The sequence below is a fragment of the Amycolatopsis benzoatilytica AK 16/65 genome (assembly GCF_000383915.1).
GTDB lineage: Bacteria > Actinomycetota > Actinomycetes > Mycobacteriales > Pseudonocardiaceae > Amycolatopsis > Amycolatopsis benzoatilytica.
The window spans coordinates 136,603-150,926 of sequence record NZ_KB912942.1; the positions used below are offsets into that span (position 1 = coordinate 136,603).

Genomic DNA, 14,324 nt, shown 5'->3' on the forward strand with positions numbered 1-14,324 from the left:
TCCACTCCTCTGGCCGCCGGAAGGATTTCGGCGGTTCGGTGCAACCGGACGAGATCGAGTATGGCGAGGGGGCGTTCGGCGACGCATCGCCGAACGGACTGAGCCGGGGCTCATCAATTCGTAGGATGTGGCCGTTGCCGGGCCCATGCTGGGATGGTGTCGTGTTCGCCCGTCTCTGCGGCTTCCGCGCGGTGCTCGCTCGCCTGCGGACTCTTCCGCCGCGCAGCCAGGATCTGCTGATCGTCGCGAGTTCGGTGGCGTCCGGCACGGTGATGTACCTGGTCGGGCTTTATCCGTTGTACGAGACCGGAACCACGGATCTGACCCCGGGGTGGCTGCGCCCGACGCTGTTCGCCGCGATCTGTTTCGTCGAGGTGTTCCGCCGGCGTGCGCCGGTCGTCGCGCTCACCGCCGGCAGCGTGCTGCTCGTCGCGGACAGTCTTTTCGGGGTCAGCATGCCGATTCTCGTGGTGTTCGCGGATTTGCTGTACGCGGCGACGCTGTACGGTCCGCGGCGGCTGGGCCGGGGAATCCTCCCGCCGGCGGCGTTGGGTTTGGCCGGGGTGCTGCTGATCGGCCTGCTCTTCGACCCGGACTGGTGGGTGACGGTCATCGGCAGTTTCGTCGCGGTCCCGTTCGCGGTGATCCCGGTCTGGTGGGCGACGAGCATCCGCCAGCACCGCGAGATCGCCGACGCGGCCCGCACGAACGCGGAGCATCTGGCGAAGATCGGCGAACTGGACCGCACCGCGGCGGTGGCCGCCGAGCGGTCCCGAATGGCACGCGATCTGCACGACGTGATCGCCGGCCATCTGTCGGCGATCGCGATCCAGTCCGAGGCCGTGCTCACGATGAACAGCGAGGACCCGGCGACGGCGCGAAGGGTGCTGGTCGCGGTGCGCGAGAACAGCGTCCGTGCATTGGAGGAAATGCGCGCGATCATCCATCTGCTGCGCACCGACGCCGCGGAGCCGGACGAAACGACCGCTCCGGCCCGGCTGGCCGACCTGTCGAAACTGGTGGAGTCGGCCCGGGCCACCGGCGTCGAGGTGGACGTCGACATCGACGCCGCGGTGGCCGGTCTGCCGGATTTGCCCGCCGCGGTGGACTTGACGGCCTACCGGATCGCGCAAGAAGCGTTGACGAACGCGGTGAAACACGCGCCGCACAGTAAGGTTCGAGTGGAAATCAGCCGACGGGACGGCTCGCTCACCGTAGAGGTGGCCAATAAGCTGACCCGACGGCCCGGAACAACCGGCGACACCGGAACGGGGCTGCTGAACATGCGGGAGCGAGCAGCCGCCGTCGGCGGCACGGTGTCGGCCGGACCGTCCGAAGCCGGCTGGCTGGTCCGGGCCATCCTGCCCGTCGTGGAGGTGAACGCGTGACGATCGACGTGCTGGTCGCCGACGACCACAGCGCGGTACGGGCCGGGCTGGTGCTGATCCTGGACAACGCCAAGGGCATCCGGGTGGTCGGCGAAGCGTCGAACGGAACGGAAGCGGTAGCCCGGGCCCGGGAACTGCGCCCGGACGTGACCTTGATGGACGTCCGGATGCCTGGCGTCGACGGCATCGCGGCCACCCGCGAACTGGTGTCCGAGCGCCTGGGCGAGGTACTCGTGCTGACGGCGTTCGACCTGGACGAGTACGTGTACGCCGCGCTCCGCGCCGGTGCCGCGGGTTTTTTGCTGAAGTCGGTCGAAGCCCCGCGCCTGGTGGAAGCGGTCCGGCTGGTGGCGTCGGGCGAGGGGGTGCTGGCCCCGCAGGTGACGCGCAAGCTGATCGCCGCGTTCGCCGGTTCGGCTCAACCGCCGGAGCCCGCACAGCCGGGCGTCCCGTTGGACGGTTTGACCGACCGAGAGCGCGACGTTTTGACCTGCCTGGGCAAAGGCTTGTCCAACGCCCAGATCGCCAGCCGGTTGTTCATCGGCGAGACCACGGTGAAGACGCACGTCTCGAAGGTGCTCGCCAAGCTCAATCTCCGCTCGAGGGTCCAGGCGGCGATCGTCGCGCAGGAGGCCGGGCTGGCTGAGCGGTAGGGCTCTCGCCCGGGTCCTCCCGGCGTCCCGCCCCGCCCGGCTCCCGTCGTCGTCTCGGCGTGGTCCTGCCCCGCCCGGCTCCCTTCGTCGTCTCGACGTGGTCCGGCTCGCCGGTTCCGTCGTAGTCGGGCGATGGTCCGGCTCGCCCGGTTCCCGCTGTCGTCCGGCTCGCCCTATCCCGCCCCGCCTTCGTCGCCCTGCCATGGTCCTGCTCGGTCAGCGCCCGCTAGACCCTCCTGAAACCCGTTCCAGCCTCGCGATCGTCGGCGCGCGCATTCTGGCCAGTGCGCTGGCCGAAGCCCCCGGTCACGCGGAGGCTTTCGCGCGCTACGAAACCGAGCACCGGGTGCGCGTGAACTCCAAGCGACGCGGGGTTCAGACCGCGGCGGCGATGCTGGTCCCGCGGACCAAGACCGCGCTGCTGGCCCGCAACCTCGCTGCCCGGCTGCCACCCTGGCGAAAGAATTCCTTGACAAGAATATTCTGATCGATGAATACTTCTCTTCATGGACGGGATAGCCTCAGCGCTCGCCGACCCAGCCCGGTGGCGGCTGGTCGGACTGCTCGCCGAACGACCCCGGTCGGTCGGCGAACTGGCCGAGCTGACCGGGTTGCGCCAGCCGCAGGCGACCAAGCATCTGCAGACCCTCGCCCGCGCCGGCCTGGTCGCCATGGCCCCGCTCGGGCAACGGCGGGTCTACGCGGCCGAATCGGGTCCGCTGCGGGAGTTCGCGGACCGGCTCCGGGACCTGGCGGAGACGATCGACGCGCATGCGGGGGAGCGGGACGTGCTCGACCGCTACCGCGCGGCCATCGAGGCCGACACCGCTGCCGCCGATCAGGATCGCTGGGCCGACGGCCGGGCGTTCGTCTTCGAACGCGTGCTGCCGGTGCCGCCGGAAACCGTCTGGCAGTACTGGACGGACGCCGTGCGGCTGACCTCCTGGTGGGTCCCGCCGTCGTTGACCGTCACCGAATGCGTCCTCGAACCGACTCCGGGCGGACGCGTCGTGCTCGCCTACCGCGACGCCGAAGCCGACTACCGATCGGAAGGACAGGTCCGGACCGCCGTCGCCGCCGAGCGGCTCGAGTTCGACCTGTCGGTGCTGGACGCGGCGGGCGCTGTGGCGTTTCGCGGCCGCTACGACCTGGCACTCGCCGCAGCTGGCGAGGGCACCCGGCTGCGGCTGGATTTGGAGATCACCGAAACGACCGTCGAAGCCGTGTCCGCCATCGCCGGGATCGAAACCGGCTGGGGGCAGGTGCTCGACCACCTCATCGAAGTCATTGCCGGAAAGGAAGTCCAGTCATGAACGAACGCCGCGTCACCGCCAATCTCGCCCTCACCCTCGACGGCCGCTACCACGGTCCGGGCGGCCCCGGCGACCTGAGCGCGATCATCCCGTACGTCACCACCGACGTCGCCCGCGATCAGCTGACCCGGATCTGGGAGAACGCGACCACCGTGCTGCTCGGTCGCCGCAACGCGGAAGGATTCCTCGGCTTCTGGCCGACGGTCGCCGCCGACGAGAACGCGGACCCGCGCGACCGCGGCTACGCGAAGTGGTTGGTGGACACGGAAAAGGTGGTGCTGTCGAGCACTCTCGCCGAATCGCCGTGGGAGGGCGCGCGCATCGTGAACGCGCCGGCCGCCGAGGTCGTCGCCGAGCTCAAGGCGGCGGGGGAGGGCGACATCCTGGTCAACAGCAGCGTCAGCGTGATCAAGGCGCTGCTGGCCGCCGACCTCGTGGACCGCCTCTACCTGACCATCTGCCCGGAAATCGCCGGTGGCGGCCCACGGCTGTTCGACGACGGGCTGCCGGGAACGAAGTGGACTGTCGCGCATCAGGAGACCGGGGCGCAGGGCGAACTGGCACTCGTCTACGACCGCGCGCGCTGACCGGGCGCGCGGTGCTGTTCGCCTGAGTTTCTTGACCTTCACGCTTACGTCAATGTTTAGCGTCGGGTGTCATGACTGATGGACAGTTCACAGGCAAGACAGTGCTGGTCACCGGCGGTGGCACCGGGATCGGACGGTCGACCGCGCAAGCATTCGCCCAGCAGGGCGCGGATGTGCTGATCGTCGGCCGGACCGCGGCCAGTCTGGCCGCGACCGCCGCGACTCACCCCGCCATCCGCACGTTCGTCGCCGATGTCAGCGCACCGGAGTCGGCCGACGCGATCATCGAAGCGGCCGCCGGCGCGTCCGGTCGCCTCGACGTCCTGGTCAACAACGCCGGCATCGTCCGTCCGCGGCCGCTCGGCGAGATCCGGCCCGCCGAACTCGCCGAAGTCGTGGCGACGAACCTGCTCGCGCCGGTCTACCTCGTCCAAGCCGCGCTGCCGCACCTGACCGGTGGGCTGGTCGTCAACGTGACCACCGCGATCGGACAGCGCGGCTGGCCGATGCCCGGCCGCGAGTTCTACGCGGCGACCAAAGCCGCGCTGGACTCGCTGACCCGCAGCTGGGCGGTGCAACTCGCCCCGCGCGGCATCCGGGTCGCCGCGGTGGCGCCCGGACCGATCACCGCCACCGAGATCACCGCGAACGAAGGACTCTCAGCGGAGCAGACCCGCGCCCAACATGACCAGCTCGCGTCCTACGTTCCGTTGCGGCGCTTGGGTGAACCGGAGGAAGTCGCCTACTGGATCGTCCAGCTCGCCCGTCCTGAGGCCGCCTTCGCGACCGGCGTGGTCCTGCCCGTCGACGGCGGCGCGGTGATCGGCTAGCCGCGTACGCTCGGCTAGGTGCGGATCGGAGAGCTGGCGAAAGCAACCGGCACCACCACCTGAGCGTTGCGGTTCTACGAGGAGCAGGGCTCGTCCGGAACCACCCCGGTCCGGCGCTCCAGTGCGGCCCGCACCGTGTCGAACCCGGCAACGGCTCGCCGTCTGGCTGCGCACCGCACCCGGCCGATACCGCAAGGCCATCGCGGGTCTGTGGGGCTACCTCACCGTCCCGGTCGTCGTCGGGATCCTCGCGCTCGTCGGGGTCCACATCGACGGCGACACCGCGGCCTGGATCATCGCCGCCGGTGCAGCGATCCTCGGCACCGGTGCGGTCGTCCGGGCCAAGCCGAACGACGCGCCGCCGGCCGTCGACCCGCTGTACGCGGAGGACGTGCCGCGACTCCCGAACCCGGGCTGCAACAACGGGTAGCTCACTATCTGCAGATACAACGACGAGGGTCCCCGCGCACGCGCGGAGGGCCCTCAATTTGCGTGTGTCAGGAGCCCTTGTTGGCAGCGTCGCAGTAGTTGAGAACGGCGTTGTGGGCTGCGCCCTTGTTCACGGACCCACCGTCCATGGTCCGGAAGTCGATGGCGAGGTCGACGTATGTCATCAGGCCGGTTCGGCAGACGTCGCGACCGCTGCCTAGGGAACTCATCTTGCTGCGGTAGTCGTTCTCGTCAAGATTCAGACCTGCGGCATTGGCCTCGACGATGAAGGTGTGCACAGGTTCCGGCGCTGCTGGGGCCGGAGCTGCAGACGTCGTCGCAGACGGTGGGGAAGCGGCCGCAGGTTCCTCTTGGCCGCCCGACGAGCATCCAGCGGTCGCGAGCGTCGCAACACCTGCAAAGGCGATTGCAGCGGATACACGGATGGCCCGCCGGAACTTCATCTCGACTCCCGATTGTCGGCTATGTCCACCAATCTTGTTCGCGTCAACCGACGGTCGTGTTACAGCAGATGGGGCCAGGGCGCGGCCGGTCAGCCAGTCAGGCGGGCCCGGCGACCCGAGGGGGAGGGTGGGCACCGAGCCCGCGTCCCGAACGTTACCGAACACAACTCCGCCCCGCCGTGCAACCGAGGGGGAAGCACAGCGGGGCGGAGCTGTGCGGTGCTCACGTCTCGGTGCGATGGCGGACGTACTGTCGGGCCACCTCGGTGAGCTGGGGGAATGCCCCTCGATACGCCCACATGCCCATGATCAGGACTGCGAAGGCGGTCACCCCGTCGGCCGGCGCTTCCCGGTACGGCGCAATCTGCTGTGCCCATTCCTCGGCCTCGGCCGGGGCGTGGCCGCCCGCAACGAGCCGCAGCGTCAACGCGACGCCGTCGAGCCACGGTGCGCCGATGCTCGACCATGCCCAGTCGACCACGTGCGCGCGGTCCGAGACCAGGATGTTGAGGGGGTGCAGGTCTCCGTGCACGAGACTGTCCCCGCGTAGGAGGTCGATCCCTTTGCGTTCCCAGTCCACGAGCTCTTCGAGGTGCTGGTGATCCCACGCGTCTAGGTCGCGGTCCGTTGCTTTGGACAGCCGCCGCCACGGCGCGTTCCAGGCCCACTGCTCGGCCGCGGCGGGAAGGTCGAGCGTGCATCGCCCGAGCGTGCGCGCCATTGTGGCGGCGCTGTCGGCGACCAAAGCGAGGTCCGGGGAGCCGGGCGCGAGATTCGCGTGGTGCCCGGCGACGTGCTCGAACCCCAGCACCGACCACCCGCTCGACTCGGCCTCCCAGAGAAGACGCGGAGCAACGGAGTGCGGCAGGGCAGGATTCACCCTGGCCTCAACCTGCTGCATCCGCGCCCTCCGGGAGTCAGCCAGAACCCCTTTGACGAAGAAGCATCCGCGCTCGGCCCGGAGCGTCGCCAAGAAGTCCGAGTTGCGTCCGTCCTCCGGCGATACCGAAGACGACACAGGGCCCGTCTCGTTTTCGATCGCGCGACGGACCGCGGCGGGAATGTCCTCCCAGCTCTGACTGGTCATCGATGTCCCCTCGGATTATTTCCGCGCGGCTGCCGGGGGCGGGTCGTCGGTGCATCCGTTCTTGCACTGCGAGCATTTTGCGCACTTGGCGGCCCCAGTGAACCACAGCTCGTCGTCCACGACGAACCCGGCAGACGCGATCGCGACCGTTGTGCACGCCAGCATGTCAACGAGGGGAGTGTCGCTCAATTCCTCGCTGTCGTTAGGGACATGATGGATGAAGCTCCCCGAGATCCGGTCGCAGAAGTCCGCGTACTCGTGCGTGTAGAGGATGAACGTGTGCCAGCCAATATCGACCGTGTCGCTCGGCGCGAGCGGCTGGTCGGTCCGGGCGCAGGCGGCGAGAAATGCCAGAGCCTGATCCATGATTCGCCCCGCATATTCCAGAGGAACCGAATTCTCTTTCGCGACGCGGGCAGTGAGGCGATGGAACAGGTCTTCCGGGATCAGTCCACGGCCGGTAGGAGTTTCAACGACAACGGTCATTTCGTTCCTTTCGTGTTCGCCTGTTCAGGGGTGGAACCCCGGCCGCCACGCCACGTCGGGGAAACGCCGCGACCGGGAGACTCGTGCGCGGCTAGTCGCCGGCGTCGGTTTGAGCCGTGGCGATGACTTCGCCCGTGTCCGGGTCGGTGTCGGTTTCAGTGCCGTAGTGGTCGATCCACCAGCCCATGCCGATCACCACCAGACCTGTCGCGGTCCGCGCGGTCCGGTCCAGAAGCACGTCCGGCAGTCCTCGGCGCGGTCGCGGTCGTCGCCCAGTTCCGCCGACAGCTCCGAGGCGAAGCACGTGCGCTGCGGAACCCGCTTGCCCCGGGTGCACTTCGGCCAGAACACCTCGGCGCCCGGGTAGAACAGCTCTCGGTCGAACCGGTGATTACGGCCGTCCTTCGCCCACCGGTGCACGGCGTAGGTCGCCGCGGCTACCTCGTCGGCGGGCAGCTGGCCCGCGATCCGTGCTGTCATGCCAAGGACGGTAAGAACGATCTCCGGCTATCCGTGTCCCTCAGGGACACACGGACCACTGATCACCCGATAGGTGCAATGCCCATCCGCCACGCTAGCCCGCGCAGCTCTCGCCCGAACGCGTCACGTCCGACGGACGCGAGTTGGCTCATCACCGCCTCGCGCACAAAAACATCCCGGTACAGCTGATGCGGCGCAAGGGTTTCAGCTTTGAGCAGCGCCGCTAGTCCCTGCTCGCGGTGCGACCGCTCCGTCATCAACGCGCGACCGAGGTCGGTCCAGAAGCTGGCCTGCCGTCCGGTCGAGATAGTGCCCGGCCGGACTTTCCGTGCCACTTCAGCGATCCGGGCACCCTCGCCCAGTTCGACCCCGATGGACACACGGAAAATCCCGGCATTGGTGCGTCCGAACTGCATGATGCCGGACGGCCAGGGGCTGGTGTCCGGTCCGATTTCCTCGGCAATCCGCGCGGCCTCTGAGAGGTGGGTGAGCGCAGTGTCGCCGTCGCCTTGTGCCGCGGCCGCGAGCGCGGCGGTCAGGTTGGCCATGCCCCGAGTCTCTGGCCGATCCGGCGGAGCAGCATCCGCCACCTTCACCGCCAACTCGTATTGCCGCGGCCGGCTCGTGCTGGAGATGAAATGGGCACGGCCCCACCGGGCGACGGCCTGCCATACCGGGTCGTCGAGGTCGTCGGCGACCTGCTGCATCCGCTCCGCAGCCATCGAAGGCATCCCGGGCAGGCGCAGCCGAGCCGAGATGCTGCCCGCGACGTGGTAGGCGGTGAGCAGCGGCGCGAGAGCTTCCCGGCCGGTCGTCGGGTCGGCCGCCGCGGCCAACAGGTCGCGGATCAACGGGCCGAGTTTCGCCACCTGAGTCGGGTAGTCACCGGCGCCGGTCTGGCCGCTGCGGTTGCGGGACGCGTGGAACGCACGCAGGTCGGCCAGCACTTCCGCCAGCGGCCGCCCGGGCGCGTCCGGCACCTCGCCGACCCACCAGTCGCCGAGCAAGTCGGCGAGCGCGGTGGCAGCGTCGTGCAAGGCGGGCTCGACGTCGACCGGCGGGGCCGGGGAGATCCCGGTGATCTCATCCGGGGCGACGCGCAGCGCTCCCGCGATCGCTTCGAGCGTTTTCCTGCTGTTGATGGGTTTCTCGCCGCGTTCGAGCTTCCCGAGATACCCATAGGACAGGCCCGCGAGGTCGGCGGTGACGCGCAGATCGAGGCTCCGCCATGCGCGCAGTTCGCGGATCCGGCGGCCGACGTTGTGCATGAGGCCTCCTTCGCCGAGGACAGCGGGCTTGCTGTCCATCTGCTGTCCGCGGTGGTTCTCTAGCTCCTGCGTGCTCTGCTCCGACGCTGGTCAGAGCGTGATCGTGGGGCCGGAGAGACTCGAACTCTCACTGGCACGGACCTAAACCGTGTGCCTCTGCCAATTGGGCTACGGCCCCCAGGGGAACTTGGAAGAATCGTAGCGTGCGCCACGTTCGGGTCGGCTCGGCGTGGCCAGTCGACGTCCCGCACCCGATGTCCTCTACCGTGGAGCGCCTACAGTCCGATGCGGCGAGGAGGGCACGTGGCTCGCGACCCCGAGACCATCGAGCGTGAGATCGAGCAGGCGAGGACCGCCCTGGTGGCGACCCTCGATCAGCTGGGCACCAAAGCCAACCCGCAGAAACTCGCTGAACAGGCGAAGGACAGCGCACGGGCGAAGCTCGACAACCCGAAGGTCAAGTACCCGCTGATCGGCGCCGGCGTACTGATCGCCGTGCTGCTGGTGCGCAAGCTCTTCCGCTGACGGTTCCAGCCGGCGCGCCTACGGTTCCGCAGTTCAGTTCGCGGCCGTAGGCGCTGGCCGTCCCGAAGCGGTTGCAGTGTCGTGGCCCTGTTCGTAGTCGCGAGGCTTGCCCAGCCCACACTCGGCCCTGCCGTCCGTGCTGCGGACGTGCGTTGCCGGTGGGCGGCCGCGACCTTGCTGCCGGACTTGGTGGCGTAGTGACGGACCTATGCCGTGGGCTGCGATCGCGGACTATGCCCCGGATGCGCGCAAAGCCGCTGGTCGGCCGTGTGCTCCCCGCAATGGCGGCTCGGCAGCCGATGTGGTCACCGTCGGTCAGTTCCGTGCCCGACCGGACCACATCGACGGTCACCCGTTTGGCGGTCGCTCACCTGGGTCGCCCTACGGCTTGACGGCACCGAATTGGGCTACCCCGCATGGGTGAACGTCAGGTTCGCCCCGGGCGCGCTGGGCCTCGCCAGATCGGCCGCGAACGGGACCGTCGGCAGGTCGCGGCCAGTCGTTCGCGAGCGCGCGTGCGCGAGCGCGAACCGACTACTCGATCAACCAAGCAACGCCGCAGGTCAGGCGCGTGCGGCCGGCGGCGTTGCCGACGCGCCAGCGGTCACACCAGGGCGTTTGGCCTCCCCGGGCTTGCGGTCCTCGACCTCTTTCGGAAGCCGTTTGCCCGGCGGCATCGTCGGCTTGACCGGCTCCGCCTTCTCGACGGCAGCGGCGGCGGACGCCGGGCCGGCGGGAGCCTTCCCGTCCGGGGCGGCCGGCTCGTCCTTGTCGGAAGAGTCGGAGGAAGCTGCGTCCGAGCTGGGTTTGGCGTCGGCCGAGGCGTCCGCTTCGGACTCCTTCGCGGCCTTCGCCCCGCCGGACGGCGGGATCTCCAGCGGCTCGATCTCCGGCAGCGTCAGCCGGGCAGCCATGTACGCGCTGGTGAACTCAAGCGCGTTGCCGTTCAGCAGGTGCACGACTGTGGGACGCTCGTTCGGGGCGATCTTCTCCACGAGCTGGTCCGCCGCGTCGCGTGCGGCGATGATGCCCGGCGCTTTGCCGGTCAGCTCCTTGCCGTTGCCGCTGACGGTGATCGTCCAGTCGTCGTTGTCGTGCTCGTATGTCGCCGTGATCGTTTCCACCACTGCCTCACCCCTCTCGTCATCAGAATGCGTCACAGACCGAGACCCGGCCACCGCAGACTCATGACGCGATTCCCGCTCCCCCGCCGCTGGCGCGACACTCAGTGTGTCTTTCTACCGTGTCATCGATACCGCAAGGAAACTCTGTGTCACAAGTAACGAGACGAGATGCGCGCTGAGTAACGACCGAATGGCCTAATGCACGGTTGTCCTCACGTGCACGTCAGATCGCGCGCTGTGACAACCCCGCCCAGAGGAGATCCATCGCGTACTCGGTGGCCCGCTCGGGTGTCACCTCGGGAAACCGCTCGCACCAGATCGCCAGTCGTTCGCAGGCGCCGACCACGAACTCAGCCGAGGCTTCGGCGCGCAGGGTGTCGTCGCTGTCGAAGTAGCCGCTCATCAGGGCGGTGATCAGGTCGGTCTGCTGGCGACGGGTCTCCTCTATCTCGTCGGCGGCCGGAGTTCCGATCAGTGCCATCTCGTGCCGGAGCAGTGACCACGCCTGCCGGCGCTCCCGGATGAACACGAAGAACGACAGCAATCCGCGGCGCAGCGCCTCGTTGGCGGTCGGCGCGCCGACGATCGCCTGCTCAGTGGCCTGTTGCAGGGCGGATCGCGACTCGCGGATGCATGCCAGCAGCAGACCCTCTTTGGAGTTGAAGTACTCGTACAGCATCGGCTTGGACACGCCGACCAGTTCGGCGATCTCGTCCATCGACGCCATCGCGTAGCCGCGCTCGCCGAAAACCTGCTCGGCCACCTCGATCATCTGCCGTTCGCGTTCGGCTCGGGGCATGCGCTTGCGCTTCGCGGTGGTCATGCCGCACACTCTACCGGCAGTAACCTACTCCGAGTAAGCTGGACTTCGGGTAACAGTTAATGGGAGGACGCATGGGCAACCGCACCGAGACCGGGGTGATCGTGGTCGGCACCGGGTTCTCCGGGCTGGGCATGGCGATCCGGTTGCGCGAGGACGGCCGCGACGACTTCGTGGTGCTGGAGAAGGCGGACGATGTCGGCGGCACCTGGCGCGACAACAGCTACCCCGGTTGCGCGTGCGACATCCCGTCGCACATGTACTCCTTCTCCTTCGAGCAGAACCCAGGCTGGTCGCGGGCGTACTCGCCGCAGCCGGAGATTCACCGGTACCTGCGCGGCGTCTCGGACAAGCACGAGCTGCGCCGCTTCATCCGGTTCGGCCAGGAGATGACCGGTGCGCGCTGGGACGCCGAGGAAAGCCGCTGGCACGTCAGCACCCGCGGCGGCGACGAGTTCGTCGCACCGGTGCTGGTCGCGGGCGTCGGCGCGCTGCACCGGCCGATGATCCCGGAACTGCCCGGCATCGAGCGGTTCCAGGGCAAGGCGTTCCACTCCGCCGAGTGGGACCACGACTTCGACTTCGCGGGCAAGCGCGTCGCCGTGGTCGGCACCGGGGCCAGCGCGATCCAGTTCGTGCCGAAGATCGCGCCGCAGGTCGCGGAGCTGACCCTGTTCCAGCGGACCCCGCCGTGGGTGCTGCCCAAGGCGGACCGGGACATGCCGGGCTGGCTGCGCGGATTGTTCCGTGCGGTGCCGCCAGTGCAGCGTGTGTACCGGAATTTCCTTTACTGGACACTGGAAGCGCGGGCGATCGGGTTCAACGGGCAACCGTGGATCATGCGGCTCGGGCAGCGGATGGCCAAGGCGAACATCGATCGTGCGGTGTCGGATCCGCAGCTGCGGGCCAAGCTGACGCCGGACTACACCATGGGCTGCAAGCGGGTCTTGATCTCCAACGACTACTACCCGGCGCTGGCGCGCGACAACGTCGACGTCGTCACGGACGGGGTAGCGGAGGTTCGCGAGCACAGCGTGGTCGACCGGGCCGGGGTGGAACACGAGGTCGACGCGATCGTTTACGGGACCGGGTTCCACGTGACGGACGCGTTCGACAGCCTGGAGATCGTCGGGCTGGACGGGCGGAACCTCGCCAAGGAGTGGGCCGAGGAGGGAATGCGGACCCATCTGGGGATCACCGTGCACGGGTTCCCTAATCTGTTCTTCCTGCTGGGGCCGAACACCGGGCTGGGGCACAACTCGGTGGTGTTCATGATCGAGGCGCAGGTTTCCTATGTGTCGCAGGCACTTCGGCTCGCGCGGGGCCAGGCGCTGGAGCCCCGGGCCGAGGTGCAGGAGCGGTTCAACGCCGAAGTGCAGCGGAAGCTGGGGCAGGGGATCTGGACGCAAGGCGGATGCAAGAGCTGGTACTTGGACGCCAAGGGGGTCAACCGGACGTTGTGGCCTGGGTTCACCTGGCGGTACTGGCTCGATACCCGGCGGGTTCGGCGCGAGGATTTCGAGCTGCTCGGCTGAGGTTTGGGGGGGCGGGGCGAACCCGACGGCTCAGCAGAGCTTGCCGGCGGGACGGGATGTCTTGACGAGCGGTCCTGACCCGCGGTGCCGACTTCGGATGGCCGCGGGTACGAGGGGGACTTTCGCGACGGGGGTGGAGTCGCGAAAGTCCCCTCGTGATGGAGCGGCCGCGAGAGGCGGCCGGCGTGGTTCGGGTTTTGTGCTGGCACGGGCGGTATCCGGCTCAGGGTGAGCGGGCGGTGGCGTGCTGCGGAACGAGGGCTGCGGTGGTGCCCGAGTGCGGCGCGCGGAACGGCTGGGTGCGAGAGGGACTTTCGCGGCAGGGGAGGAGGCGCGAAAGTCCCCCTCGCAGTCTGGGGGCGTGCGGCAGTCGGGTGCGGTCCGTGGGTGCGGAACGGTTTACCAGGAAGAGAATCGATCGCCGGGCGTGACCCGCTTGCCGGGCAGCAACCCGCCTACCAGGGCAACCCGTCGACTCGCTGGGTGCGCTGAGCCGATTGCCGAGGGGCAATCCGATTGCCGGGAAGAAACTCCGTCGTGGAGCGGGAATCGCTTACCACGCAACGGAAGCGGAGGTACGAGGGCTTTCGCGGCAGGGGCGGAGTCGCGAACGTCTCGCTCGTAGTCCGTGCGGCCGGGATCAGGCCGGGGCGAGCTTGCGCAGGTGCGAGACCAGCTCGGCGGTCGGGAGCCCGCACAGCTCGGCCATCCGTTCCAGCGCCGCGAAGTCGAACGACACCTCGCCGTCCGACTGGGAGGCCGGCGCGTGGCTCGGTTGGCTTGGCGTGCTTGCGGATCCGGCGGCGGGGCCAAGTCCGCCGCCGGGAGTCTGGGAGGCACTGGAACCAGCACCGGAACCCGCCACGCCGCCGGAAGAACGAGTCCGCGAAGGGGCGACCCCGAGCTGCCGCAACCGGCCTTCGGCCCAGCGGCGCAACGGAGTCAGCTCCGGTCCGGCCTCCTCGACCACCCGGCGCAGGTCCACCCGGACCCGTCCGGGCTCTTCGGTGAACACCCGGCTGTGCACCTTCGCCAGCAGATCCTGCGGAAGCTCGTCCATCGCCACGCACAGTTCCACCAGGCGCACCACCGAACATTGCCGCGTGCCCAGCTCGTACGTCGCCAGTGTCTGCAGCGAGATTTCGCTCTGCAGATGAGCGTTCAGCTCCTTGCGCGTCCATCCTCGGCCACGCCTGAGCTTGCGCAGCTCGTCTCCCAGCACCCGCTGGTAGTGCTCAGCGTCGATCACGGCCCCTGCCCCTCACCAACATCGTGGACGCGGGCTTGCGTCCCGCCGGTGAAACGGCCGAAGTTACTGCTCATTACGCGGGTTTC

At 68.7% G+C, this 14,324-nt stretch carries 17 protein-coding genes and 1 tRNA gene; 9 read left to right on the top strand and 9 right to left on the bottom strand.

What is annotated here, in order from left to right; all coding sequences use genetic code 11:
* The first annotated feature begins 161 nt into the window (after positions 1-161).
* From AMYBE_RS0100610 to AMYBE_RS0100640, 7 genes are all read left to right on the top strand, one after another.
* Positions 162-1,388, top strand: coding sequence for a sensor histidine kinase (locus tag AMYBE_RS0100610; protein WP_020657380.1), 1,227 nt, complete (start codon positions 162-164; stop codon positions 1,386-1,388).
* Complete coding sequence (locus AMYBE_RS0100615) at positions 1,385-2,041, top strand: response regulator (protein ID WP_020657381.1); 657 nt, start codon at positions 1,385-1,387, stop codon at positions 2,039-2,041. Before AMYBE_RS0100610 ends, AMYBE_RS0100615 begins: the two co-directional genes overlap by 4 nt.
* A gap of 202 nt (positions 2,042-2,243) precedes the next feature.
* Complete coding sequence (locus AMYBE_RS0100620) at positions 2,244-2,528, top strand: Rossmann-fold NAD(P)-binding domain-containing protein (RefSeq protein ID WP_020657382.1); 285 nt, start codon at positions 2,244-2,246, stop codon at positions 2,526-2,528.
* Positions 2,529-2,547: 19 nt separating this feature from the next.
* Positions 2,548-3,354, top strand: coding sequence for a metalloregulator ArsR/SmtB family transcription factor (locus AMYBE_RS0100625; protein ID WP_020657383.1), 807 nt, complete (start codon positions 2,548-2,550; stop codon positions 3,352-3,354).
* Entirely contained in the window at positions 3,351-3,941 is a 591-nt protein-coding gene (locus AMYBE_RS0100630; protein WP_020657384.1) for a dihydrofolate reductase family protein, read from the top strand. The genes AMYBE_RS0100625 and AMYBE_RS0100630 overlap by 4 nt, the downstream gene beginning before the upstream one ends.
* Before the next feature lie 71 nt (positions 3,942-4,012).
* Entirely contained in the window at positions 4,013-4,771 is a 759-nt protein-coding gene (locus AMYBE_RS0100635; protein ID WP_027927252.1) for an SDR family NAD(P)-dependent oxidoreductase, read from the top strand.
* Between the two features lie 121 nt (positions 4,772-4,892).
* Complete coding sequence (locus AMYBE_RS0100640) at positions 4,893-5,201, top strand: hypothetical protein (protein ID WP_020657386.1); 309 nt, start codon at positions 4,893-4,895, stop codon at positions 5,199-5,201.
* A gap of 67 nt (positions 5,202-5,268) precedes the next feature.
* On the opposite strand, the gene AMYBE_RS0100645 is transcribed toward AMYBE_RS0100640, so the two are convergent.
* The 6 genes from AMYBE_RS0100645 to AMYBE_RS0100675 form a co-directional block, all read right to left on the bottom strand.
* Positions 5,269-5,499, bottom strand: a complete 231-nt coding sequence (locus AMYBE_RS0100645; protein WP_020657387.1) for a hypothetical protein — start codon at positions 5,497-5,499, stop codon at positions 5,269-5,271.
* A gap of 388 nt (positions 5,500-5,887) precedes the next feature.
* The gene (locus tag AMYBE_RS40770; protein ID WP_169515202.1) at positions 5,888-6,565 is read right to left on the bottom strand and encodes a phosphotransferase; all 678 of its coding nucleotides are present in this window, start codon (positions 6,563-6,565) and stop codon (positions 5,888-5,890) included.
* A gap of 201 nt (positions 6,566-6,766) precedes the next feature.
* The gene (locus AMYBE_RS0100655) at positions 6,767-7,237 is read right to left on the bottom strand and encodes a glycine-rich domain-containing protein (RefSeq protein WP_027927253.1); all 471 of its coding nucleotides are present in this window, start codon (positions 7,235-7,237) and stop codon (positions 6,767-6,769) included.
* 192 nt (positions 7,238-7,429) lie between these two features.
* Positions 7,430-7,717: a hypothetical protein gene (locus AMYBE_RS0100665; protein ID WP_020657391.1), complete on the bottom strand. Its 288-nt coding sequence runs from the start codon at positions 7,715-7,717 to the stop codon at positions 7,430-7,432.
* Between the two features lie 62 nt (positions 7,718-7,779).
* Positions 7,780-8,985 carry a helix-turn-helix domain-containing protein gene (locus AMYBE_RS0100670; protein WP_154676096.1) on the bottom strand — a complete coding sequence of 402 codons (1,206 nt, stop codon included), beginning with the start codon at positions 8,983-8,985 and terminating at the stop codon, positions 7,780-7,782.
* Positions 8,986-9,089: 104 nt separating this feature from the next.
* Positions 9,090-9,163: transfer RNA gene (locus AMYBE_RS0100675), tRNA-Leu, on the bottom strand.
* A gap of 125 nt (positions 9,164-9,288) precedes the next feature.
* Here AMYBE_RS0100675 and AMYBE_RS0100680 point away from each other — a divergent pair.
* Positions 9,289-9,510, top strand: a complete 222-nt coding sequence (locus tag AMYBE_RS0100680) for a DUF3618 domain-containing protein (protein ID WP_020657393.1) — start codon at positions 9,289-9,291, stop codon at positions 9,508-9,510.
* Between the two features lie 563 nt (positions 9,511-10,073).
* Here AMYBE_RS0100680 and AMYBE_RS45970 read toward each other — a convergent pair.
* The gene (locus tag AMYBE_RS45970; protein ID WP_020657394.1) at positions 10,074-10,637 is read right to left on the bottom strand and encodes a hypothetical protein; all 564 of its coding nucleotides are present in this window, start codon (positions 10,635-10,637) and stop codon (positions 10,074-10,076) included.
* Between the two features lie 220 nt (positions 10,638-10,857).
* Positions 10,858-11,457, bottom strand: a complete 600-nt coding sequence (locus AMYBE_RS0100690; RefSeq protein ID WP_020657395.1) for a TetR/AcrR family transcriptional regulator — start codon at positions 11,455-11,457, stop codon at positions 10,858-10,860.
* Positions 11,458-11,528: 71 nt separating this feature from the next.
* Here AMYBE_RS0100690 and AMYBE_RS0100695 point away from each other — a divergent pair, with 71 nt between their 5' ends.
* Positions 11,529-12,989 (top strand): flavin-containing monooxygenase, encoded by a 1,461-nt coding sequence (locus tag AMYBE_RS0100695; protein ID WP_020657396.1) that lies wholly within the window; start codon positions 11,529-11,531, stop codon positions 12,987-12,989.
* A gap of 640 nt (positions 12,990-13,629) precedes the next feature.
* On the opposite strand, the gene AMYBE_RS46830 is transcribed toward AMYBE_RS0100695, so the two are convergent.
* On the bottom strand, positions 13,630-14,238 hold the full coding sequence (locus AMYBE_RS46830) for a helix-turn-helix domain-containing protein (RefSeq protein ID WP_020657397.1): 609 nt from the start codon (positions 14,236-14,238) through the stop codon (positions 13,630-13,632).
* Between the last annotated feature and the right edge of the window lie 86 nt (positions 14,239-14,324).